Origin of the sequence: Herbaspirillum lusitanum P6-12 (assembly GCF_000256565.1) — a bacterium.
Taxonomy (GTDB): Bacteria; Pseudomonadota; Gammaproteobacteria; order Burkholderiales; family Burkholderiaceae_D; genus Herbaspirillum; species Herbaspirillum lusitanum.
The window spans coordinates 1-265 of sequence record NZ_AJHH01000333.1; the positions used below are offsets into that span (position 1 = coordinate 1).

Consider the following 265-nt stretch of genomic DNA (forward strand, 5'->3'; position numbering starts at 1 on the left):
GCGCACGTTGCCGCCGCCGAACACCTTGGCCTCCAGGTTCTCGCGCCGGGCGCCGGCCTTGAGCACGTCATTGATCAGAATTTCCATGGCGTAAGTGCCGTAGCGCATCGATGCCGAAATCGGGCTGTCGCCGTCGCCGCTGTCGGGCAGCATGAAGTGATTCATGCCGCCGATGCCGGTGACGCGGTCGCGGATGCAGGCCGACACGCACGAGCCCAGCACCGTGACGATCATTTTTAAAAAAATCGCGTAGGGATTACGTAAG

At 61.5% G+C, this 265-nt stretch carries 1 pseudogene; it reads right to left on the bottom strand.

Going from position 1 to position 265, the window contains the following annotated elements:
- Window positions 1-265 (bottom strand): annotated as a pseudogene (locus HLUSI_RS0110735) (hypothetical protein); the annotation flags it as partial.